The sequence below is a fragment of the Paenibacillus sp. FSL R5-0713 genome (assembly GCF_037973325.1).
Taxonomy (GTDB): Bacteria; Bacillota; Bacilli; order Paenibacillales; family Paenibacillaceae; genus Paenibacillus.
On record NZ_CP150229.1, the window covers coordinates 5,986,152 to 6,008,851 of the forward strand.

Annotated in this window: 19 protein-coding genes; 3 read left to right on the forward strand and 16 right to left on the reverse strand. The window is 47.8% G+C overall.

Going from position 1 to position 22,700, the window contains the following annotated elements:
- Window positions 1-59 precede the first annotated feature (59 nt).
- The 4 genes from MKZ12_RS26775 to ftsE all read right to left on the reverse strand — a co-directional run bounded on the left by MKZ12_RS26775 (window position 60) and on the right by ftsE (window position 4,730).
- A complete protein-coding gene (locus MKZ12_RS26775) occupies window positions 60-1,532 on the reverse strand; it encodes a S41 family peptidase (protein WP_339238080.1) in 1,473 nt (490 codons plus the stop codon).
- 135 nt (window positions 1,533-1,667) lie between these two features.
- On the reverse strand, window positions 1,668-2,948 hold the full coding sequence (locus tag MKZ12_RS26780; protein WP_339238082.1) for a peptidoglycan DD-metalloendopeptidase family protein: 1,281 nt from the start codon (window positions 2,946-2,948) through the stop codon (window positions 1,668-1,670).
- Window positions 2,949-3,136: 188 nt separating this feature from the next.
- A complete protein-coding gene (ftsX, locus tag MKZ12_RS26785; RefSeq protein ID WP_339238084.1) occupies window positions 3,137-4,054 on the reverse strand; it encodes a permease-like cell division protein FtsX in 918 nt (305 codons plus the stop codon).
- Window positions 4,044-4,730: a cell division ATP-binding protein FtsE gene (gene ftsE / locus MKZ12_RS26790; RefSeq protein ID WP_024631580.1), complete on the reverse strand. Its 687-nt coding sequence runs from the start codon at window positions 4,728-4,730 to the stop codon at window positions 4,044-4,046. The genes ftsX and ftsE overlap by 11 nt, the downstream gene beginning before the upstream one ends.
- Window positions 4,731-4,984: 254 nt before the next feature.
- Here ftsE and MKZ12_RS26795 point away from each other — a divergent pair, with 254 nt between their 5' ends.
- A complete protein-coding gene (locus MKZ12_RS26795) occupies window positions 4,985-6,415 on the forward strand; it encodes a VanW family protein (protein ID WP_339257618.1) in 1,431 nt (476 codons plus the stop codon).
- Between the two features lie 151 nt (window positions 6,416-6,566).
- Here the strand turns inward: MKZ12_RS26795 and MKZ12_RS26800 are convergent, their stop codons facing one another.
- From MKZ12_RS26800 to MKZ12_RS26815, 4 genes are all read right to left on the reverse strand, one after another.
- Window positions 6,567-8,120: an MDR family MFS transporter gene (locus MKZ12_RS26800; protein WP_339238090.1), complete on the reverse strand. Its 1,554-nt coding sequence runs from the start codon at window positions 8,118-8,120 to the stop codon at window positions 6,567-6,569.
- Between the two features lie 72 nt (window positions 8,121-8,192).
- Complete coding sequence (locus MKZ12_RS26805) at window positions 8,193-8,876, reverse strand: hypothetical protein (protein WP_339257620.1); 684 nt, start codon at window positions 8,874-8,876, stop codon at window positions 8,193-8,195.
- A gap of 34 nt (window positions 8,877-8,910) precedes the next feature.
- Window positions 8,911-9,639, reverse strand: coding sequence for a polymer-forming cytoskeletal protein (locus tag MKZ12_RS26810; RefSeq protein WP_339257622.1), 729 nt, complete (start codon window positions 9,637-9,639; stop codon window positions 8,911-8,913).
- A 13-nt stretch (window positions 9,640-9,652) separates the two neighbouring features.
- Window positions 9,653-10,276, reverse strand: coding sequence for a YhbD family protein (locus tag MKZ12_RS26815; RefSeq protein ID WP_339257623.1), 624 nt, complete (start codon window positions 10,274-10,276; stop codon window positions 9,653-9,655).
- A 299-nt stretch (window positions 10,277-10,575) separates the two neighbouring features.
- Here MKZ12_RS26815 and MKZ12_RS26820 point away from each other — a divergent pair, with 299 nt between their 5' ends.
- Window positions 10,576-11,364, forward strand: a complete 789-nt coding sequence (locus tag MKZ12_RS26820; RefSeq protein WP_339238098.1) for an alpha/beta hydrolase family protein — start codon at window positions 10,576-10,578, stop codon at window positions 11,362-11,364.
- Window positions 11,365-11,559: 195 nt separating this feature from the next.
- Here MKZ12_RS26820 and argH read toward each other — a convergent pair whose 3' ends face one another.
- The 8 genes from argH to argC form a co-directional block, all read right to left on the reverse strand.
- Complete coding sequence (gene argH / locus MKZ12_RS26825; protein WP_339261529.1) at window positions 11,560-12,963, reverse strand: argininosuccinate lyase; 1,404 nt, start codon at window positions 12,961-12,963, stop codon at window positions 11,560-11,562.
- Between the two features lie 106 nt (window positions 12,964-13,069).
- Complete coding sequence (locus tag MKZ12_RS26830; protein WP_145324334.1) at window positions 13,070-14,305, reverse strand: argininosuccinate synthase; 1,236 nt, start codon at window positions 14,303-14,305, stop codon at window positions 13,070-13,072.
- Window positions 14,306-14,463: 158 nt separating this feature from the next.
- On the reverse strand, window positions 14,464-15,429 hold the full coding sequence (gene argF / locus MKZ12_RS26835) for an ornithine carbamoyltransferase (protein WP_339257627.1): 966 nt from the start codon (window positions 15,427-15,429) through the stop codon (window positions 14,464-14,466).
- Between the two features lie 200 nt (window positions 15,430-15,629).
- Window positions 15,630-16,883, reverse strand: a complete 1,254-nt coding sequence (locus MKZ12_RS26840; protein ID WP_339257629.1) for an aspartate aminotransferase family protein — start codon at window positions 16,881-16,883, stop codon at window positions 15,630-15,632.
- 323 nt (window positions 16,884-17,206) lie between these two features.
- Window positions 17,207-18,046: an acetylglutamate kinase gene (gene argB, locus MKZ12_RS26845; RefSeq protein WP_339257631.1), complete on the reverse strand. Its 840-nt coding sequence runs from the start codon at window positions 18,044-18,046 to the stop codon at window positions 17,207-17,209.
- Window positions 18,047-18,090: 44 nt separating this feature from the next.
- The gene (locus MKZ12_RS26850) at window positions 18,091-18,273 is read right to left on the reverse strand and encodes a hypothetical protein (RefSeq protein ID WP_339257634.1); all 183 of its coding nucleotides are present in this window, start codon (window positions 18,271-18,273) and stop codon (window positions 18,091-18,093) included.
- 93 nt (window positions 18,274-18,366) lie between these two features.
- Window positions 18,367-19,605, reverse strand: coding sequence for a bifunctional glutamate N-acetyltransferase/amino-acid acetyltransferase ArgJ (argJ, locus tag MKZ12_RS26855; protein ID WP_339257636.1), 1,239 nt, complete (start codon window positions 19,603-19,605; stop codon window positions 18,367-18,369).
- Between the two features lie 135 nt (window positions 19,606-19,740).
- Window positions 19,741-20,790 (reverse strand): N-acetyl-gamma-glutamyl-phosphate reductase, encoded by a 1,050-nt coding sequence (gene argC / locus MKZ12_RS26860; protein ID WP_339257637.1) that lies wholly within the window; start codon window positions 20,788-20,790, stop codon window positions 19,741-19,743.
- 330 nt (window positions 20,791-21,120) lie between these two features.
- On the opposite strand from argC, the gene cls reads away from it, so the two are divergent.
- Window positions 21,121-22,569 carry a cardiolipin synthase gene (gene cls, locus MKZ12_RS26865; RefSeq protein ID WP_339257638.1) on the forward strand — a complete coding sequence of 483 codons (1,449 nt, stop codon included), beginning with the start codon at window positions 21,121-21,123 and terminating at the stop codon, window positions 22,567-22,569.
- The last annotated feature ends 131 nt before the right edge of the window (window positions 22,570-22,700 follow it).

A 22,700-nucleotide genomic window follows, 5' to 3' on the forward strand; every position in this document is an offset into this window, starting at 1 on the left:
TTCTTCACCCCTCTCTTTCAGCCGGTTCAGAAAAAAAGAAGGCTGAAAATCAGCCTTCTTTATGGCTTCGACACAGCGGACGAAATATCCTTTGAGACATTTTCGATCGCGCGTTTCAGCTGTGCATCATATTGAGGATTGGCAATACGTTCAATCAGAGCCGCTTCCAGTGATTCAGCGGTTTTCTCGTCAATCTGGCCTGTGGCCTGAATGCCTTTTTGCTTCTGGAATGCCTTGACCGCTTCTTCCGTCTTCTGGTCGTAGTATCCATCCACACGATCTGGTTTGAAATCGAGTCCTCTCAGCATCGTCTGCGCACTTTTCACATCCGTGCTATTGCTGTCATATTTCAGTGGTAACTTCTCTTTATTAATCGGTGCCACCGAGAAATAATCCGGCTGGTCTACCGCAATATCTGGTTTGATTCCTTTTTCATGAATCCAGTCCCCGTTCGGCGTGAGCCATTTGGCAATGGTAATCTTCAGCAAGCTGCCGTCACCCATTTGCTTGTCATAACTCGTCTGCACGGTTCCTTTACCAAAGGAATTTTCACCAATCAACTTCGCACCTGCTGACTGTTGTAATGCACCGGCCAAAATCTCCGACGCACTGGCACTGCCTTTGTTCATCAGGACTGTGACTGGATAAGCTTTGGCTGATCCATTGGATTTGCTTTGTTCCTTTTTGCCGTTCTTGTCTTCGACTTGCACAATAACCTTGCCTTTAGGAACAAACTGTTCAGCAATATCAATCACGACTTGCAATACACCGCCTGGGTCATTCCGTACGTCGATGACCAGACCTTTCATGTTCTGCTTCTCAAGCTTCGCCAACTCTTCCTTGAAGCGATCGCCTGTATTCAAAGAGAATTGAGTAATGGCAATGACGCCAATTCCGCCATCCTCCATGTGAGCATATACGGTCTCCAGATCAATGTCATCCCGCACAATAACAAACTCAATCAGTTCGGTAGATCCGGCACGTTTGACCTGTACCTTCGCTTCACTACCCTTAGGACCTCTGATTTTGTTGACAGCCTTGTTCAGTTCCAACCCTTGCAGGGATTCGCCGTTGACTGACATAATCATGTCTTTCGCACGAATACCCGCTTTTTCGGCAGGTGATCCTTTGATTGGGGAAACAACCACGACATTTCCATCCTGTGAGGATACCTCTGCACCAATACCGGTAAATGAACCTTCGATCGACTCTTCAAACTGAGCAGCCGTTTCCTGCCCCATATAGTTGGAGTACGGATCACCAAGGGATTCCATCATGCCGTTGATCGCACCGTCAATCAATTTGGTCTGATCCACGTCTTTATAATAGTTGCTTGAGATCAAATCCATCGCGGTTTCAATCTTCTTCAAATCGTTCTTCTGCTGCGTACTGCCGGTTACACTGGCTAGCAAACCCTCGCCAGCTGTGGTCTGGTTCGCTATTCCCGGGTAAGTCATTAGTACCAGGGTTAGCAAACTACCACCCAGAAGACCCAAAATGACAAGCAGTAGCGCCGATCTTTTTTTCATCATCCGTTTGTCACCGCCTTTCGTTTTAAAGCGTGTCCGATTCCATTGTTGCTTGGACCCATTCCCTGAACATGCCAGCTTAGTATATGTCTAGCTTGTACGGAATATGTTTTTTCCATTCGGTCAATGGAGCAATAATTACAAATAGTTCATCGGATTTACCGCGGTACCGTTATCTCTTACTTCAAAGTGCAAGTGAGGTCCCGTGGAATTTCCTGTATTACCTGACTCAGCAATGGTATCACCTTTGCTTACAGTGTCTCCCTTGCTGACTTTAAATCCACCTTCGCGCAAGTGACCATATAACGTCCAAAGACCACCGCCATGGTCCACAATAACGGTATAACCATAACCGCTATACCATTCAGCCATGATCACGATTCCGCCAGAGGCCGCATGAACTGAAGTTCCCTGAGGAACAGCAAAATCGACACCCGCATGCATTTTACCCACTACACCCGTAATTGGATGGGTACGGGGACCGAATCCAGAAGAAATACGTCCTCCAGATACCGGTTTTGAGAAGATACCATTACCGGATGAATAGGTAACCTCACTGCTGCTATCCGCGCTGACTCTGGTTGGTGCCTTGGCAGCAGCTTTCGCCCGGGCAGCAGCTGCTGCTTTGGCTTTGGCCGCTGCGGCTGCTTGCTGTTCACGCAATTTATTTTTCTCTTGAAGAAGGGCCGAACGTTTGCTGGCAATCTGCATCAATACGTCTTCCTGCTCTTGTGTCAACTCTTCTGACTCTTCGATTTTAGCATCATATGAAGCGAGAAGCACTTGCTTTTCCGCTTCTTTTTCATTCAATTGGGACTTGCGCTGTTTCTTCTGTGCATACAGGCTCTTGGCTTCCGCATATTGCACATCCAATTCTGCCTTTTTGTCCACGACAAGTTGCTTGTCCGCTTTGTGCTCATCCAGCAGATGCTGATCCTGATCCACGATCGTTTTGAGTGAATCCGCACGGGTCAGAAAGTCAGTGAAGCTGGTGGAGGACAACAATACATCCAGATAGGATACAGCACCGTCTGTATACATCAGGCGTACACGTGACTCCAACAATTTCTCCCTTGCAACGATGCGTTCTTCTGCCGCTTGCAGATCTTTCTTCGTTGTACGGAGATCTTCCTCCGTGTTCTCGATTTGCAAGGATACACTAGCCAGTTCATCACTAACGACATTAATCTGTTCCATGACAACCTTCAGATAAGCGTTGGTTTTGTTCTTGTAATGCTGCGCTTCCTTTTTGTTGGAAGCCGCTTTTTTTTGCTCCTGCTTGGCAGAAGCTGCCTTGCTCTCCAGTTGCTGAATCTGTTGGTCAATATCGCTGATGCTGCTCTTGGCATATCCGTCAGAAGGTTGAAGCGTCAAACTGGCCAATAACGTAAAGGCCAGCAGCGAAGCAGTTTTTTTCAAAATGATGATCCCCCATCCTATGATTTCACAAGAAAGCAACCTGCACAGGTGGCGAACAGCATGTTCTTTGCTTTCTTCCATCTTAAAGACTCCGTCATTCCTACATATCGTCAAACAGCGCCCATTAATGAACCTGCTTTACCATTCTTTTCGACATATTCTGCAATTTGATCGTTTCAAAACAAAATTTAAACGTTAAGTGATTTTCGAATGGACAGTGTACTTCCCAAAATACCTACCAGCACACCGAGTCCGATCAACAGGGTTCCAAACAGCAGCCAGATATCGCTGAGCGGAATCAAGTTAAGCATCTGCATGAAGACATCCTGACCAATCGTGGACATCAACTGGCTGTATCCGACGAACAGTACCGCAACCGTAATCACAGAGCCAATAAATCCAATGAGTGCACCTTCAATAAAGAAAGGCCAACGGATAAAGGTGTTGGTTGCACCAACCAGCTTCATAATACCAATCTCCCGGCGACGGGCCAGAATCGTTACGCGAATCGTATTCGAGATCAGGAACATGGACATGAGACCCAGTCCCCCAACAAAAATAAATCCGATGTTACGAACAAGCTTCGTAAATTTGAACAACACTTCCACCGTTTCCTTGCCGTAATTCACTTTCATGATTGGCTTCTCCGGGTGTTTTTCGTTCAAAGCTTCGATTTTTTGCGCCACAAAAGTGACGGTTTCCGGTTCAATGACCTCAACTTCAATGGTCTCCGGCAGTGGGTTGTTGTCCACATCGAAACCGCTAAGCACATTATCTGCACTCTCTCCAAGACGATCACGGAATTCCTTGAGTCCTTCTTCCTTGGAAACAAAACGAATCTCACTTACTTCCGGCATCGCGCTGATTTCTTGTTCCAATGTGTTACGCAGGTTCTCGTCCACATTCAGTTCGAGAAACGTGCTGATCTCCACCTGACTATCCACTTGATTCGCCATGGAGTTCACATTAAGCACCAGCAGCATAAACACACCAAGAATCAATAGCGACACAATGATGGACATGATGGAGGCCACAGACATCCAGCCGTTGCGGAATACGTTTTTGAATCCCTCCCGCAGATGGCGCAAGAGAGTACTAAAATTCATAACCGTATTCCCCTCTCATCTGATCCCGTACAATCTGTCCACGTTCAATGGCGATAACCCGTTTACGCATCGTATTCACGATATCTTTGTTGTGGGTTGCCATAACAATGGTTGTTCCCCGGAAATTAATCTCATCCAGCAGCTGCATAATGCCCCACGACGTCTCCGGATCGAGGTTACCTGTAGGCTCATCCGCGATAATAACCGATGGGTTATTGACGATAGCCCGCGCAATGGCAATACGTTGCTGTTCCCCGCCTGAGAGCTGAGAAGGTTCACGATTCGCTTTGCTGCGCAATCCCACCAAGTCGAGTACTTCCATGACCCGTTTCTTGATGTGCCGCTTGGGCGCCTCAATGACTTCCATGGCAAATGCCACATTCTCAAAAGCCGTCATTCTCGGCAATAGACGGAAGTCTTGGAACACAACGCCGATGTTACGGCGCACATAAGGAATCTTTCTTGGCTTCAACTTACCAATATTAAATCCGTTAATGGATATTTGTCCTTTTGTCGGAACTTCTTCTCTGTACATCAATTTCATAAATGTCGATTTGCCTGCGCCGGACGGACCGACGATATAGACAAATTCATTGCGGTCGATCTTCACCGACACCCCTTGTAATGCGTGGGTCCCATTGGCGTAGGTCTTCCACACGTCCTGCATTTCTATCACATCATCACTTCCTGCTCGCATAGTTAGCCATTATCATTTCGACACAATCCCGGCATTTCCTTTAAAAAGACCTGAATTTCATCAGGAAAAAATCCACTTCGTTCCTGTTTCGATGGTGAAGCATGGATTCATATGAAGTTTATTGTAACAAATTTGTTACCTATTGAGTACCCGAAAGTTTTCCTGCATTGGATCATATATATAGAAAGTGTTACAAAATCGGGAACAACAGAAGTATAAAGGAGCGTACGGTTATGAAAAAAATACATTTAACGGTCATTGTTCTATTCTCCATCCTCTTGATCGGCTCCGCGTCATATGGATTGCTGTATATGTATGTGAACCAGCCTGCGCTGCCCAAGAATGTGCATGTTGGCGGCATGCTGGTGGAAGGCAATCGTAAGAACGTATTGCATGAATTGAACGAACAGATTCAAAAGCTGGAGGACTGGCCTGTCACCTTTGAAGTGGTTGAACCCGATCCCCAGATGATGACGTATACCGCAAATCAGGTGGGGGTGAGCTACAACGTTAAAAGCGTGGAATCCGCCATACAGCAGCTGGAGGAAGGTAACCTGTGGGAACGCGCATATGCACGTTATCATTTTCCGAAAGAGTTCTCCCTTCATATGAGTTACAACTTAGAACCACTTAAAGAACATCTAAGCCCTGCTTGGGAAAAAGAAACCTTCGGTACACCTGCGAACGCTGTTCGGCGCATTACCGCAAGTGACAAAGTGCAGTATATCCCGGAAAAGGGTGTCCGCCGGATTGATTGGGAAACACTCGCAAGTCTCATTCAGACGAAGCTGCACAGGGATTTCAGTGTACTGAGCCCGGATGAGAAACCCACCCCATTGCTGATCCAGGTACCACTGTATACGCTGAAACCTGAAGTAACCCTTGATTCGCTACGTCAGGAAGGCATTGACCGAAAGATCATCCAGTTCTCCACAGGTCTGGGCAATAGTAGTGAAGGCCGGATACATAATGTCAGCGCAGCGGCGGAAGCGATTAACGGCATGATTCTGCCACCGAATGCCACATTCGATTATGAGAAGGTCATCCGAAAAGCGGAGAAGGATTATGGGTTTCGTGAGGCCCCGGTCATTGTCAATGGAAGACTAACCCCCGGGATTGGCGGGGGAATCTGCCAGGTATCAAGTACGGTGTATAACGCAGCGCTATTGACGGGTCTTGATATTATTGAGCGTCGCAACCACTCCCTGCCGGTCAAATATTTGCCGAAAGGACTGGATGCCACCTTTGCCTCCGGAGCCATTAACTTTCGCTTCAAGAACAATACTGGAAAATCCCTACTCATTCATGCAGAAGTGAAGAACCACCAATTGATAGTGAAATTTTTCGGCACATTCCCGGAGAATGTCAGCTATGCACTTGAATCTCGCACCATTGAAACATTAAGTGTTCCGGTGAAATATGTGTCCAGTGCGGTACTGCCTGATGGCGCTCAGCAGGTGCTGCAAGACGGACAGCCTGGTTATATTGTCGAGACGGTAAGAACCAAGAGGCTGGACGGCAAAGTGGTCGAATCCAAAACGATTACACGAGATACGTACAAAGCCCAGAATCGTCTGATTGCCCGTTCAGGTCATAGCAGCCTGCCCGATCCACAAGAACCTTCTGTGGTTGAAGATGGAATCAGCGATACGAAACGGCCATAAAAGGATGTGTTCGAAACAAACCCAAACGAAAAGACACACTTCCCGTCCCTTTTTAGGATACGCCAGAAGTGTGTCTTTTCATTTGTTTAGGATATTGGAGTCTTAATAAACTAGGGTTACTTCTTTAATCAGAGGTTTACTGCATTACGGTTTAGTGACCGCCTGTGTATTCGCCTTGCTCTTCGCCTACGACCATCTTCTCTTTTCCCATGAAGAAAGAAGCAACCAACGCGAGTGCAGCTGGAATCACGGCCCAAGCAAACAACTGCACGATGGAAGAAGATAGAGCATGTGTGATGCTATCCAGCACCTGAGGCGGAATCGCCTGTCTGAGTTCTGGTGAGAGCAACGCATGTGGATCGGTCAGATCCATTCCCTGAGGCATACCACCCGCGGAAGCACCACCTGTCTCCGCAGCTGCTCCTGCGAGAGCATCATTCATTTTACGCGTAAATACCTGGCTCTGCACGATACCAAAGATCGTAATACCCATCGTCATGCCGAGGGACCGCAAAAAGTTAAGCGTGGAGCTTGCTGCTCCGCGTCTTCGCGGTTCAAATGCGTTCATGGCTGCATTGCTGAGTACCGAGAACGAAGCCCCGACACCCAGACCAACCATCACCATGTAAATACGTATCGTCCAGAGGGAAGAACTCTCATCCAACGTAGTCAGCAATCCGAGTCCAATGACAAGTAAGGCCAACGTAGGAATCATGATATTGCGATATTTGATTTTGGTCATGAGCACCCCGCCCAGGGATGCCGTCACAACGGACCCCAGCATCATCGGTAAAAGTACGAGACCGGAGTTGGTCGCTTTACCACCGAGTACGCCCTGTATGAAGATCGGAATGTACACGGATGCTGTAATGAACGCCGCACCACTGAACATCCCAATAACGTTACTGGACCAGTAGACCCGGTTGCGGAACATGCCGAAAGAGATGATAGGTTCCTTCGCTTTTGTTTCTGCAAACAGGAACAGCAGCGCTAGTGCTACGAATCCGGCAAACAAGCCAAGAATCTGCCACGAACCCCAGGCAAACGTCTTGCCGCCCAGTTCCAGACCAAAGATCAGGCACACAACAGCACCGATCAGCGTTACTGCACCCAGCCAGTCGATCTGTTGGGACTGATGCTGATGAGATTCCTTATAGAAGAACGCAATAAACACAAATGCAATCAAGCCGAGTGGCAGGTTGATATAGAATACCCATTCCCATGTCGCATACTGAGTAATGTAAGCACCCAGCAGTGGTCCAAAGACGCTGGACAGACCGAAGACCGCTCCAAACAATCCTCCCAATTTACCACGAGATTCTGGTGCTACGACATCAAACATGATCGTAAAGGCAATCGGTACCAGAGCACCTGCACCAATACCTTGAATTGCTCTGTACATCGTCAATTCCACAATAGACGTTGCCGTTCCGCACAGTGCTGAGCCAAGCATAAATACAATAATACCAAAGACAAAAAACTTCTTCCGTCCATACATATCGGATAACTTACCGAAGATTGGCATCCCCGCCATCTCAGCCACCATGTACGCGGAGGTCACCCAGACGAACTTGTCGAGCCCACCCAGCTTCCCGACAATATCCCCCATAGCTGTTGCCACGATGGTATTATCCATCGAAGCCATTAGTATGCTGAGCAGTAACCCTGCCAGCACCAATCCAATACTGTTTTTACGTGCAACCATTGTACTCAATCTCTCCATTCACGCTCTATTCATATGACTGCATTAGTATATCCGAAAAGAAGTTTTCGTTAATCAGTCCAAGGACCGATTGCTTTGCAGTAAAACTTCCGATTGCGGATGAATTTGCAGAGATGAACGGTATTCCACTTTACCGATCCGGCAGCCAGGACCGATTTTTATTTTATCGCCACGCACAATCTCGGCCTCGGTATTTTCTAATTCAATATCGTCACCTTCGATAATCTGTGCCTTGAGAATTGACTTATTCCCCGTGAACAAGTCATTCAACCGGCCACTCTTCACCGAGATGATGGAACCGCCCATTTCCTTGACCTCGGATGGACCCATGATTTTGAGTGTCATATGTTCGGCGCTAAGCATCCCCGCTATCGTCAACCGTCCGTTCAGCTTGATGTTTTCCACCTGACAATCACCGGGCAGATGAAGCTCACCGACCACTTTGATATGCTCAGCTTTGGCGTGCAGGGCAGAAGCCTGGATGCCATCCTCACCTTCGTTGTTGGCCGCGCGCTCTGTCAAAGTAAGGGTTCCCGTGATTTTAATATCTGTTGATTCAAGCGATCCGTATATGACTGATGTACCCGTACATTTGAATTGATCACAATATAGATTGTCGTTGAAGGATGCGTCCCCTATGACCTTAACCTTGCCATACACGCCCCCAGCAGAACTGCCATCACCAACGATGCTGATATCCATTTTTTTGTCCAATGAACGCCCAGGATTGTTATTCATGTCGATCCCATCCCTTTCTCTCCATATCCAAAATTTAAATTCGCTGACTGCTGCCCACCTTGGCATCCTGATCTACCTCAAGTTCACCTGAATATTCGACCAGCCGGATGTTACAGCCGCGACCGATGAAAATGTTACTCCCCCGAACAATATCAGCTTCGGTATCTTCCAGCACAATCTCATCGCCCTCAATCAAGGATGTCTTAAATGATGGAGTTCCGCCCAGACCAATACTTTTCCAGAACCCGTTTTGTTGTTCCTTGCGACGAATATCAATACGCTCTCCGCCAATCTCTTTAGCCGAAGAAGAGGTGTGAAGCCTGATCTCCACTGTTCCCGCATTCAGGAAGCCGCTGATCTTGATATTTCCCTGTACGTTCAGGGACTCACATTGCACATCACCTTCAATATCAATCACACCGCCAATATCAATTCGTTCCGCATCCACTCGTCCCCGTACGGTGCATTTCCCGTTCACTTCAAGCTCAGGGCTATGAAGATCTCCGTTAATTGTTGTCATGCCATCCACACGAACACGCGAACTGGTTAAAGGGCCGTTCAACGTACACATGCCGTTAATCGTCGCACTCTCGGAGCTTAAAGCGCCGTGCATCTTCAATGTTCCATTCACTTCCATAGAGGTACAGTCCAGATTACCATTCACCTTAGCCATGCCATCAATCGATACACGGTGAAACTCCCCACCTGCCGTTTGACTCATACCCGATACATTCAGATCATTCCGCTTATTCCGTTCTTCCATGCAATCCCTCTCCTTATCCCAATTTGAGTTTTAATTCTTCCATAAATGTTCCCATCGGCTGCCTAACAACCACCTTCACACCATTGTCAAAATAAAACTCCGTTCCTGCTGTTACCAGCATGAATGAAGGAACACCCATCTTACGAATAAGCACCAGTTCGCTAGGTTTGCCTGTAAAACGATAATAATGTTCGGACATCACATCGATTAGCAACACACCCTCTTGCCGAGTAATATCTCCGCTCATTAACAGCTTATCAAGGACGTAGAGCATCATGATCTGCTCCAAAGCATATAGCGATTGTTCCCGACCTGCTTCTTTCAACAAATCCAGCGAGATTTGCGAAACAATGTTTCTCTCTAACAACTGTTGTGCGGACATCTCCACTTCACCCAACGTAGGTGAGAACACGTCCGCCAGCTCATCCAGCGATAATCCGTCTTTCATATTGAGAATCTTGTCAATGCGCAGTAAAATCTGTTGTTTGGGAAAAAAGGTCTCTTGTCCGGTGTAGGACGACTTCCGAATAAACCATTCTTCCGGAATGAGATTTTTCCGCTTCCAGCGGTATAACTGGCCGTAGGAGATTCCTGTCAGGTCCAGCAGTTCTTTTTTGGAGATCAAATCATCCGTCATATATGGTCCCCCTTTATCGTGAAATCAGTGTAACATAACATTGTTACGTTGTAAATAACGTCGTAACAATGTTGATCTTCCCTCCACGCCACTCATCTGGCTTAGCCTGTTGAAACCTTACAATTTAGAGATACTTCTGCATAATTTTTTAATGTGCATCTTTGTTATTGCATTGCACCAGCAATGCGTATAACCTGTTAAATATGGATACTTAAAAGCTAATAGGGAGCAATCCCGGCTCATCCTCTCAAGTCAAAAACACGTGGTTAACGAACTTATGAAAGGGGTTTCTTATACTCATGGCACTTATTAAATGTGATTTTTACTCCGATACACTTGGGCTGAGTACCAGTATGCATGTCATTCTGCCGCAACAAACCCACAATCAGATCGGTATGGAGAACGTGACTGGCAAAGGACTTCATCCAACCCTGTACCTGTTACACGGTCTATCGGATGATGATTCCATCTGGCTGCGCCGCACATCGATTGAACGTTATGTAGCCAACCTAGGAATCGCCGTTGTTATGCCGCAAGTACATCGCAGTTTCTATACAGATATGGTCGAAGGCGGAAAATACTGGACGTTTATCAGCGAAGAACTGCCTAAACTTGCTCGTTCTTTCTTCCCTCTGTCACCAAAGCGTGAGGATAACTTCGTTGCTGGATTATCCATGGGTGGTTATGGAGCGTTCAAGCTGGCCCTTCGTAAACCAGAGCAGTATGCGGCTGCTGCCAGTTTGTCTGGAGCTCTCGATATGTCTGCACATATGGATAGAAACGCATCCTCGGCCTTACAACAAACGGAGTTACAGCGGATTTTCGGACCCGATGTGACAGGTACAGAGAACGATCTAATCCATCTGTTAAAAGAAAATCAATCTGGCGAAAGCCCACGACCTTTGCTCTACCAATGTTGCGGAACGGAAGATTTCCTGTATGAGGATAATCAAACTTTCCGTCAAGCCTGCGAACAAACAAACTTCGAATTGACGTACGAGGAAGGGCCTGGTGAACATGAATGGGGCTACTGGGATGCCAAGATCCAGGATGTATTGAAATGGTTGCCTTTGCCCAAGCGAGATTAGTAGAGCATTAATAACCGCTGCAGACAATGAAGACTGGCATTCAGATGGCAACAACCTTCTGTTGCTATGGAGCTGGAATGATCCACATCAAATCGCTGTAAAACACAAAAAAGCAGGCCGTTGAGAACAAAGTTCTCTGGCCTGCTTCTTTATTGTCCTGTCGTATCTGTACAAATCCCTATAATGACCGTGGTATTAACCGCGGTTCGTAATCCATTGCTCGGTAATTTCCAATACCTTCTCACTGCGTGCGATGGCTTCGGCAACTTGACCCGAAGCTGTTCCTCCGTAAACGTTACGAGCGTTCACTACCGCTTCCGGTTGAAGTACATCATAGATCCGGTCATCGAACAGTGGTGAGAACTGCTTGAATTCATCGATCGTCAGATCCAGCAAATACTTGCTGTTCTGGATGCAGTAAAGCACCGTTTTGCCAATCACTTCATGCGCCTGACGGAAAGGCAAGCCTTCCCCTACGAGGAAATCGGCAATATCCGTAGCGTTCGAGAAATCCTGGTTGACCGCTTGACGCATCCGATCCTTGTTCACAGTCATTGTTGCGATCATTGGAGCAAACAGTTGAAGTGCACCTTCCAGCGTTGCTACAGTATCGAACATGCCTTCTTTGTCTTCCTGCATATCTTTGTTGTATGCCAGTGGAAGAGATTTCAGTACAGTCAGCAAACCAATCAGGTTGCCATACACACGTCCTGTTTTACCACGAACGAGTTCAGGAACGTCCGGGTTTTTCTTCTGAGGCATAATGCTGCTGCCTGTGCAGAACGCATCGTCCAATTCAACAAATCCAAACTCTGTACTGCTCCACAATACCAGCTCTTCACTCAGACGGGACAAGTGAGTCATAATCAGCGAAGCTGCCGCCAGGAACTCAACGATAAAGTCACGGTCGCTTACTGCGTCCAGACTGTTCTCGTACACGCCATCGAAGCCCAGTTGTTCCGCCACAAAATGACGGTCAATCGGGAATGTTGTGCCCGCGAGCGCACCTGCACCCAGTGGCAGGATGTTAATTCGTTTGTAGCTGTCCATTAAACGCTCCGCATCACGTTGGAACATGGATACATACGCCATCAGGTGATGGGCGAACAAGATTGGCTGTGCCCGCTGAAGATGCGTATAACCCGGTACGATGGTATCGAGGTTATCTTTTGCTTGTCCAATCAATGCTTCCTGCAAGGAATGCAGCATGCCTACAAAACCAACCACGCGCTCACGCAGATACAAGTGCATATCCGTTGCAACCTGGTCGTTCCGGCTACGGCCTGTATGTAATTTACCGCCTACAGGGCCAATCGTATCGATCAGGTTTTTCTCAATGTTCATGTGAATGTCTTCGTCCGATACGGAGAATTCCACTTCGCCTGCACGGATTTTGTGCAGAACGGTGATCAGACCTTCTTTGATCGTTTCCACATCTTCCGCAGGCAGAATGCCGCATTTGCCCAGCATCGTCACATGGGCCAGACTTCCCTGGATATCCTCTTCAGCCAATGCTTTGTCAAAATTGATGGATGCCGTATATTCCTCAACCAAATGATTGGTTTGTTTCGTAAAACGTCCTCCCCACAGCTTGCTCACAGTGAGTACTCCCCTTTCGCTCATGGACAAAGCCGCTCCTGCCAGATGTGCAAGAACGGCCTGCCTTGTCAATTATATTAATGTAGCTCTAGTATGCAGGTTGAACTTAGTTTTTGTTTTGCTCCACGCCGGAGTTTACTTTCAAACGCAGTGCATTCAGGCGAATAAAGCCTGTTGCATCCCCTTGATCGTAAGCTTGCGTTGGATCAGCTTCCATCGTTGCGATGTCCGGGTTGTAAAGGCTGACAGGACTTTTCACACCTGCGCCGATGATGTTACCTTTGTACAGTTTCACACGAACCGTACCTGTTACGTTCTTCTGGCTCTCTGTTACCAGCGCTTGCAATGCAAGACGCTCCGGTGCGAACCAGAAACCGTTGTACACCAATGTACTGTAACGTGTGATCAGGCTATCACGCAGGTTCATCACTTCACGGTCCATCGTGATGGATTCCATTTTGCGATGTGCAGTGAACAAGATCGTTCCACCTGGTGTTTCGTACACACCACGGCTCTTCATACCAACAAAACGGTTCTCAACCATATCTACACGGCCGATACCATGTTTGCCACCCAGCTCGTTCAGTTGCTCCATCACTTGCAACGGACTCAAGCGCTCACCGTTCAGTGCAACACAGTCGCCTTTTTCGAATTCAAGCTCGACATATTCCGCTTGATCTGGTGCATCTTCAGGTGCACTGCTCAGCAGGAACATGTCTTTGTTCTCGTCCGCGCTTGGATCGAACCAAGGATCTTCAAGCACACCGCTCTCATAGCTGATATGCAGCAGGTTGCGGTCTGTGGAGTATGGTTTAGCCGCAGATGCAGTTACCGGAATGCCATGCTTCTCAGCATACGCGATCATCTCGGCACGTCCCGGGAATTGGTTGCGGAATTCTTCCAAACGCCAAGGTGCAATGACGTTAATGTCTGGTGTCAGCGCGGCCGCGTTCAACTCAAAGCGAACTTGGTCATTTCCTTTACCCGTAGCGCCGTGAGCGATGGCTGTAGCGCCTTCTGCACGAGCAATATCCACCATGCGTTTAGCGATCAGTGGACGAGCGATACTTGTGCCAAGCAGGTATTGTCCTTCATAAAGGGCACCTGCCTGGAACATTGGATAGATGAAATCTTTCGCGAATTCATCGCGCAGATCGTCGATGTATACTTTGGAAGCGCCAGTAGCGAGTGCTTTTTCCTCCAAGCCATCCAGTTCGTCCTTTTGTCCGATATCCGCTGTGAAGGCGATAATCTCAGCATCATATGTTTCTTTCAACCATTTCAAAATTACAGATGTGTCCAACCCGCCTGAATACGCGAGTACAATTTTTTCCTTAGCCATGTTCGATGGTCCTCCCCAAGATCAGTTAAGTTAAAACAGAGCCTTCATACACTGAATCCTACGAGCTTCTTGTTTAATTAACTTTTTAAAGTACATTATAGATGAATCTATCATCGCGAAATCTGCGCCTAAAATCAACCCATAAAGGCAAACAACATCTATTCGCTCATTAACGCAGCCATTAATGCTTTCTGTGCATGCAAGCGATTCTCCGCCTGATCAAAGATCAGGGAGTTCGGTCCGTCAATTACACCGGCACTCACTTCTTCGCCGCGGTGTGCTGGCAGACAGTGCAAGAACATGTAGTCCGGCTTCGCGCCTTTCATCAGTTCCTCATCCACTTGGTATGCCGCAAACGCCTTCTCACGAATCTTCTGCTCTTCCTCAAAGCCCATGCTCGCCCATACGTCCGTATACACGATATCGGCATCTTTCGCGGCTTCTTGTGCACTGTACGTTACAGTCACTTCAGAACCGCTCTCCTGTGCGATAATACGTGCCTGCTCCACTACTGCGCTATCCGGCTCATAGCCTTCTGGCGTTGCTACAGCAACATGCATCCCCATCTTCGCTGCACCGAGCATCAGGGAGTGTGCCATGTTGTTGCCATCTCCGATGTAAGCCATTTTCAGACCTGCGAGCTTGCCTTTGTGCTCCAGCACCGTTTGAAAGTCTGCCAGTACCTGACAAGGATGCGCTGCATCGCTCAGGCCGTTAATGACCGGAACATCCGCATGCTCTGCCAGTTCAGTTACATTATGGTGTCCAAAGGTACGGATCATGATGCCGTCCAGGTAGCGGGACAATACTTTGGCTGTATCATGTGTGGTTTCCCCGCGACCCAGCTGGATATCATTTTTGCTCAGGAAGAGCGCGTGTCCACCCAATTGGAACATGCCTACTTCAAAGGATACACGCGTACGTGTAGATGATTTTTCAAAAATAAGTCCGATCGTTTTGCCTTTCAACGGTTGAAACGGTACACCGCGTTTTTGCTTCCCTTTAATCTCGATCGCGAGATCAAGCAGATAACGAATCTCCTCTGCCGTGTAGTCCGTGAACTCGATAAAATCCCGGCCTCTCAGATCAATCTTCTGAATCTTTTCCGTCTGTTGTGCTGTCATCTATAATGTCCTCCTTATTTCCGGTTCCCTGCACCCGCATGGGCAGAAGAGAGAGCAACGTTGACACGTTATCTGGGTGCTTCTCACGTTTTGTAATCATTTCCGCCTTCTGCAAGTTCACCGCGCGGCTACAGGGATTCATCATCTCATTCTGCTTCGAGGCCGGTAATGGCCCCGAGACAGAAAGGTTCTCATTTATATTAGGCTTTCGCCGCTACGTACTCTTCGATCAATGTGCCTACCAGCGATACGGCCTCGTCGATCTCTTCTTTGCTCACATACAGGTTCGGAAGCAAACGAATCACATTCGGTCCTGCAGAGACAAACAAAATACCGCGTTTTTGCCCAGCAAGCACAATATCACCTACCGGCTCAGCACATTCAATACCAACGAGCAATCCCATGCCACGTACTTCCTTCACAAAGGAATTGCCTGCCAAACGATTCCGCAGGGAGCTCATCAGGTATTCACCCATCTCCGCTGCACGCTCTGGCAAACGATCTTCCAACATCGTTTCGATGGTCGCAATCACAACGGATGAAGCAAGTGGTGTTCCACCAAAGGTGGTCGCATGGCTACCTGGCGTGAACGCATCCCGCAGGAAGCCTTTACCCAACATCGCGCCTACAGGGAAACCACTGCCGATACCTTTAGCCACAGTAAACACATCTGGCTCGATGCCATAATGTTCGTGCGCAAACAATTTACCAGTACGTCCCATTCCAGTCTGCACTTCATCCACAATGAGTAACAATCCATGCTCGTCACACAGTTTCCGTACATGCTTGACGAATTCCGGCTCAACTGGATATACACCGCCCTCGGCCTGAACCATTTCCAGCATAATTGCTGCCGTCTTAGGTCCAATTGCCGCTTCAAGTGCAGGAATATCATGCAAAGGTACAGTTACAAATCCGGCTGGCAATGGCAAAAATCCTTCTTTCACCTTATCCTGTCCAGTTGCCGTCAATGTTGCAAGTGTCCGTCCGTGGAAGGACTGGGCAAAGGTGATCACTTCATAGCGATCTGTTCCTTTCACTTTCTGGTGATAACGACGTGCTACTTTGATTGCCGCTTCGTTCGCTTCGGCACCACTGTTACAGAAGAACACGGCATCAGCACATGTATTGGCTGTCAGCAGTGATGCTGCTTTCTCCTGGCCCGGAATCTGGAACAGGTTGGACACATGCCACAGCTCATCAATCTGAGCTTTCAGCTTGGCACCGACTTTCTCTGGTGCATGGCCCAGGCTGGTTACAGCGAGTCCGCACATGAAATCTAGATAACGGTTGCCTTGGTCATCCCACAACCAACTTCCTTTACCTTTGACCAGACTGATTGGATAACGCGCATATGTTTGAAAAAGCGAGCTTTCCGTCTGTGCCGCTGCACCTGTTGCTGCTGCGCCCGCTACCGCTGTGCCAGAACCTGGCTGTTCGTTGCCTTTTGCCATCACCATATCACTCCTATTGGTTGGTGCAACGGCACTAATTATGAGAACACCTTAACTTTACACTTTTCACTTCGATGCCAGAACAACCTTCCGATCGCTGTTATCCCCGGATTTTTTGATTGCCCCTTAAAGGGGAAAATCCGGGGATAGTGTATGCTTCCGAAGTAGCTTTCTTTCAGAAAGCTTTTAGGCGCACGCTTCGCTTCTTCAGGTTATTTCTGTCCTCTACGTTATTGTGTGATGTTCAATCTTCACATAAAAATGCCGTGCACATATTTTTTATTTAATATAAGACCATGAAGACCCTAGCGCACTGAGAACAATTATTGCATACGGATAATTTTTGTTCCGATGACTTCTCCGCCGAGCACTCGGCTCAGGATCTGTGGTTCGCTGCCGTCTACGATGATGACCTCACGTACTTGACCATGAATACATGCAATAGCTGCACGCACTTTGGGGATCATGCCACCATAGATTTCTCCGGTTTGGATCATATCCTCGATCTCCTGTACAGAGACGGATGGCAGTACTTTTTTCTCGCCGCCTACGTTCTTCATGATGCCAGGAACGTCGGTTACAACAATCATCCGGCTTACGCCAAGATGAGACGCCACAGCACCCGCAGCTGTATCTGCATTGATGTTGTAGCGTTGTCCGGTGGCATCCACACCAACTGGCGCGATAACCGGCATGTAACCCATGTTCACAATGCCTTGGATAATTTCTGCGTTCACACCCGTGACATCGCCTACCCAGCCGATCTCTGCGTGATTTGTAACAGGTTTAGCCTGGATCAAACCACCGTCCACGCCGGATAAACCTAGTGCACGACCGCCCACACGTTGGATCAGGCGCACGATCTGTTTGTTGATACTGCCCGCAAGCACCATCTCCACTACATCCAGCACAGGTTCAGTTGTTTTGCGCAGGCCATTAACGAATTCGGTTTCGATACCAAGCTTCGCCAGGTTATCCGAAATCGCAGGGCCTCCACCATGCACGATTACCGGCTGTGTGCCCTGAGACTGCAAATCACGTAGATCCGCGAAGAAGGACTCTGGCAATGCCGCCAGTGTGCTGCCTCCACATTTCATGACAAACATCTGTTTCTCTGTGCTCGCTTCCGTTGCGGTACTGTTGTTTGGCATTGTTGAATTCATGAGGGCAAGCTCCTTTCGTTCAAATATTCTTAAAGGCTTAACACTTAATTGATGCGATATTCGTTAGCTGACCGTTCCGAATCCGGATCGTTCTTTTGATCGCTGTTGTCTCCAGGTTTTTTGATTCCCTTTATAAAGAGGAAACCCGGATACAAAGGCGAACGCTTCGCTTCTACAGAATCGATTCCGTCTTCTCCACTGCCTTCGCCAGTTATCTCAAAGACCAAATAAAGTTCAATCCTTAAAGATTTTCTATATATTTACGAAACAGCTTCTCATAGGGAAGCTGTTAGCTTCAATAGAATAAATGCTAAGACGTATTACGTACGGTATGCTGCGTTAATTCGGACGTAGTCATACGTCAGGTCACAGCCCCAGGCTGTTGCCGTTCCTTCGCCGTGGTGCAGATCCACCACAATGCGTACTGTATCGGTCTGTAAATAGGCCAATGCCAATTCTTCGTCGAAAACGACGGGACGGGACTGTTCGAGTACCGAAATCTCTCCCAAACGAATATTTACCGTATCCGGGTTCACTGGTTGCCCTGCACGTCCTACGGCTGCAATAATCCGTCCCCAGTTGGCGTCAGCGCCGAACATGGCGGATTTCACCAGACTGGACCCGATAACCGTTTTGGCAATCGCTTGCGCAGATTCATCACTTACCGCACCCGTAACTTCTACCTCAACCAGTTTGGTTGCTCCTTCACCATCGCGAGCAATGGCTTTGGCCAGCACTTGGCATACATAGGTGAAGCCGGCTGCAAAAGCGTCCCAATCCGGGTGCTCTGTTGTCAGCTCTTCATTGCCTGCATATCCACTGGACATGGCTACCAGCATGTCGTTTGTACTTGTATCCCCATCGACGGTAATCATGTTAAATGTGTGATTGGTTGCCTGGCGCAGCAGGCGCTGCAACGCTTCTGCACCAATGACCGCGTCAGAGGTCATGAAAGCGAGCATCGTCGCCATATTCGGATGAATCATTCCCGAGCCTTTGGCGGCTCCCGCAATCGTAACCGTCTTGCCGTTAACCAGAACGGAGACGCAGGCTTCCTTTTTCACCAAATCCGTTGTCAGAATAGCTTGTGAAAATTGTTCCGCCTCATTCGGCTCCTTGCCCATATGCGCCGGAAGGCCGGTGATGCCTGAATGTACAGCATCCATTTTGAGCAATTCCCCAATGACACCTGTGGAAGCCACCGCCACGTCCTCTTCTGCCACACCCAACTCACGCGCAGCAGCCGAGCGCATCGCATATGCATCTTCTTCCCCTTGTTGCCCTGTGCATGCATTAGCGTTACCGCTGTTAACGATAACAGCCTGGAGTCGTCCGTTGTTCAAGCTTTCGCGCGTTACTTTGAGTGGCGCGGCCTGAAACACATTCGTTGTATACACAGCAGCAGCTGTAGCCGGTACATCACATCGGATCGCTCCGATGTCATTACGAGAAGTTTTTTTCAATCCGCAGTGAAGTCCACCAGCAGTGAATCCCCCAGGGGTTACAATTGTTCCGTTCTCAATCACGGTAAAACTCTGTTGCTCCACATTCGTTCCCATATCTTATCCCCCGTATGCGTTCAGCTATATGCCGATGATCCGCCTGCTTAACCTGATCCGATCTCCCTAAGTTCACTCCAAGAATGCACTCTTACTTTAACTTTGAATATTCCAGTGCCTTCTGAATTCCAATCCTTATGGATATACAGGTGTCATGTTCAGCCCGAGGTTCTCCTCCCATCCCATCATCAGGTTCATATTTTGAATCGCTTGCCCGGATGCACCCTTCACCAGGTTGTCGATGACCGAAATAATCGTCAAACGCCCTGTGCGAGGATCTACCGCAAATCCGATATCACAATAGTTGGATCCGTACACTTCTTTGGTAGAAGGCCAGATGCCCGGTTCACGTACACGTACGAAAGGTCTGTTCTCATAATATTTGCGATATAAATCCACGATCTCCCGGTCGCTGTGTTCCCCAATGAGTTTTGCATACATCGTACTCATGATTCCACGTGTCATTGGCACCAGATGTGTGGTGAAGGTAACCGTAACGGGCGTTCCCGTTATGTTGCCAAGCACTTGCTCGATCTCGGGAATATGTTGGTGTTTGTTCAGTTTATAGGCTTTGAAATTCTCATTCATCTCTGCATAATGGTTCGTCAGACTTGTTCCGCGTCCTGCTCCGGATACACCTGATTTGGCATCTATAATAATAGTAGAAGGATCAATCCAGCCTGCCTCTACTGCAGGAATCAGTCCAAGAAGTGTAGCCGTTGGATAACAGCCTGGGTTAGATATGAAATTCTGTCCCTTCACCTTATCACCGTACACCTCAGCCATGCCGTACACCGCTTGTTCCAGCAAATCAGATGAAGGCGCCGGATGTTTGTACCACTCTTCATACACCGTTCCATCCTTGAGTCTGAAATCGCCAGACAGATCAATGACCTTAAGCCCTGCTGCCAGCAAACTTGGTACGAGCTTCGCACTTACGCCGGACGGGGTCGCTGTGAATACCAGATCCGCACGACTCGCAATCTCAGCCGGATCTACGCCGTCAAGTGGCCTGTGAATCACGTCCGTCAAATGCGGAAACCCATCTGCGATGGATTCACCACTGCTCGATGATGAGATCACCGATGTGATTTCAACCTGCGGATGGTTCTGGAAAAAACGAATCAGCTCCACCCCGCCGTAGCCGGTGGAACCGACGATTGCTACTTTTAATTTGTTATTCACTCTCGCTCCCCCAATCTCGATGTATGCGCTACTTGTGCTATGTTCTTGCATGAATCAGGCTCGAACACAGCAATTCCGTCGCTTATATGCATATTTGTGTATTATTATACGACTCTGGTTATATAAATACAACACTCTATCATCAATTTCACATGGATTTCCACCCAATCCGAACATATCTTTTTTAACATCCGGGACGAACAGGTATACTTCTGTTAAAATACGTATTAGTAGGAAACATTACAATCAGGGTCTTATTCATAACTAACCTGCTAATCAAGGACATATGAATAGATTCATGATGGTCATTATGAGACGTGGGGGACTATAGTGCATATCGAATCCATTTTACTTATTGTACTCCTGGGCCTGAATATTATTTTTGCGGCAGCCGTTGTTTTCTTCGAACGGAAGGATGCTAGTGCTTCCTGGGCTTGGCTGCTTGTCTTGAACTTTATTCCGGTGTTTGGGTTTGTACTTTATCTTTTAACCGGTCAGAATCTGACCCGATACCGGCTTTTCCAATGGAAGGAACGCAAAAAACTCGGGCTGGAGGAACGTATTGAAGCTCAGCTCGCACAGTTGCATGATAACCGTACCCCTTTCCGCAACCAGGCAACCGAGAGTAGCCAAGACATGATCTATATGAACCTGAAGCAGAACGGTGCCCTGCTGACCGAGGATAATGCGGTTGAGATCATTACGGACGGAACTGACAAATTCCAGCGGCTCTTGGATGACATCGAAGCGGCCAAGGATCACGTGCACGTGCAATACTACATTTATAGAGGCGACCGACTGGGCAAAAGAATTCGGGATGCACTCATCCGCAAAGCGCGGGAAGGCATCAAAGTTCGTTTGCTGTATGATGCGCTCGGCTCGCGGCGGGTATCCAAACGCTTTTTCAAAGAATTGCGCGAAGCAGGCGGATTGGTTGAAGTCTTTTTCCCATCCAAATTCAGTCTGATCAACTTGCGTATGAACTATCGTAATCACCGTAAGATTGTCATCATTGATGGTAACCTGGGGTACACGGGCGGATTTAATGTTGGAGATGAGTATCTTGGCTTGAACTCAAAATTCGGTTACTGGCGTGACACACATCTGCGTATTCAGGGGAATGCCGTTCATGCATTGCAGACCCGTTTCCTCCTGGATTGGAATGAAGCGTCCAAACAACACGACACACCATATGTTCCGGCACATTTCCCTCATATTGAGGGTACGGGCAATACGGCCATGCAGATTGTCTCCAGTGGACCGGATGCAGAGACTGAGCATATCAAGAACAGTTATCTCAAGATGATTAATGGTGCCAAACATTCGATTCTGATCCAAACGCCTTATTTTATCCCGGATGCCAGCGTATTCGAAGCGATTCGTCTCGCGTGTCTGTCCGGTATCGATGTTCGCATTATGATCCCGAATAAACCAGACCATGCTTTCGTCTATTGGGCAACGTTATCTTATATTGGCGAGTTGTTGAAGGTTGGCGCCAAGGTATTTATATATGACAATGGCTTCATTCATGCCAAAACACTTATCATTGACAGTTTGGTTGCATCCGTGGGAACCGCCAATATTGACTACCGCAGTTTCCGGTTGAACTTTGAGGTGAATGCCTTTATGTACGATAAAACGATTGCGACAGCACTTGTACAAACCTTTGAGCACGACCTGCATGTATCGCGCGAGATGACACTCGAGGAGTACCAAAAACGCAGTCTGATTATTCGTTTCAAAGAAGCGATTTCCCGTCTGTTATCTCCGATTCTGTAGTGATAATACTCCGATGACAGAACATCCTTCCGAAGTAGCTTTCTTTTAGAAAGCTTTCAGGCGAACGTTCCACTTCTTCAGGACATTTCTGTCCTCTCCGTTATGTGGAATGTTAAATTAAACTTCTAATA